This is a genomic window from Chromobacterium aquaticum (assembly GCF_021129195.1).
GTDB lineage: Bacteria > Pseudomonadota > Gammaproteobacteria > Burkholderiales > Chromobacteriaceae > Chromobacterium > Chromobacterium aquaticum.
Genome location: NZ_JAJOHW010000188.1, coordinates 1 through 1,435, shown reverse-complemented (window position 1 = coordinate 1,435; position 1,435 = coordinate 1). Strand labels below are relative to the sequence as shown.

Below are 1,435 nucleotides of genomic sequence, written 5' to 3'. Positions count from 1 at the left end.
TGAGGTAGCCTGATTCCAGCGGACAGTTCCGATTGTTACCATTGACAGTCGGGAGTGTGAAATGAAGACCAGAAAGACATATCCAATAGAGTTCCGTTCTGAAGCGGTAAAACTGGTACTTGAGCAAGGGCTCCGCCTTGAAGGGGCGGCCAGGCGGCTAGGTATCCCCAAGGGTACATTGGCTAATTGGGTGGTAGCGGCGAAGTCTGGTGGCGATCAACCCGCACCGGGCGCGCGCAGCGTCTCGGAGCTGGAAGCTGAGAATGCCAAGCTGCGCAAAGAGTTGGCAGAAGCTCGCCTGGAGCGAGACGTCATAAAAAAAGCTGCCGCGTACTTTGCTCAGGCATCACTGCCCGGTACGCGTGGATAGAGGAGCACCACAAGCTATTCCCAGTAGCGCTGGCCTGCCGGGTTCTGGCTGTATCCCGTGCCGGGTACTATGACTGGCGTGGACGCCCTCCCTCAAAGCGAGAACAGGAGGACGAGCGCCTGAAACTGGCGATCCGGGCGGCGCATGCCAAGACGCGAGAAACCTATGGCGCACGCCGTTTGCAGCCAGCACTGGCGGCAATGGGCTTTGAGGCGGGGCGCGACCGCATCGACCGTTTGCGACGCCAGATGGACATCCGATGCCGGCAGAAGCGCAAGTTCAAGGCGACGACCCATTCGGCGCATAGTCTGCCGATCGCGGAGAACGTGCTGGGTCAAGTGTTCAAGCCGACCCGCCCGAATCAGGTCTGGACGGGCGATATCACGTATATCCCGACGGACGAGGGCTGGTTGTACCTGGCCGGGCTGAAGGATGTGTTCAGCTGTGAGATCGTTGGCTATGCGATGGGCGCGCGGATGACGACTGAGCTGGTCAGCAAGGCGCTGTTTCGGGCCGTTCGGCACCATCGACCACCGGCCGGCTTGATCCACCATACTGACCGAGGCAGCCAATACTGCGCCAGGGCTTATGGCGATTTGCTGACGCAGTTTCATATGCAGAGCTCGATGTCACGCAAGGGGAACTGTTTCGACAACGCGCCGATAGAGAGCTTCTGGGGAACCTTGAAGAACGAGCTCGTCCACCATCGCCGCTACGCAACGCGGGCGGAAGCCGAAGCGTCGATCAGGGAGTACATCGAAATCTTCTATAACCGCCAACGCCGTCATTCGCGGCTTGGCAATTTGGCCCCGGCTGAATTTACCCGGAGGTATTGGGATTCAGCCAAGGTCGCTTGAAACGGAGCTGTCCGCTCTTGTCAGGACACTTCAGCTTGAGGGGCTTTTGGTGAGGCTTGGGCTTATAAGTTACGGCGCGGCCTAAAGGTAGTGTTGCCAAGCTACCGCGTGGGCAAGCCTTGTGGCTTGCCCCCCCCTACTTGCTAAAGAGTTATTGATACCTTTAGCTGAGCTAGTAGCCGAAGCGGCCCTATAAAATCAGCTTACC

The 1,435-nt window shown here is 58.5% G+C and carries 1 protein-coding gene; it reads left to right on the top strand.

Going from position 1 to position 1,435, the window contains the following annotated elements; all coding sequences use genetic code 11:
• Positions 1-61 precede the first annotated feature (61 nt).
• Positions 62-1,227 (top strand): IS3 family transposase gene (locus tag LQT98_RS22390; RefSeq protein ID WP_231465324.1). Its coding sequence is split into 2 segments (ribosomal slippage): positions 62-326 and positions 326-1,227, totalling 1,167 coding nucleotides; the frame shifts between segments, so codons are not numbered across the junction.
• The last annotated feature ends 208 nt before the right edge of the window (positions 1,228-1,435 follow it).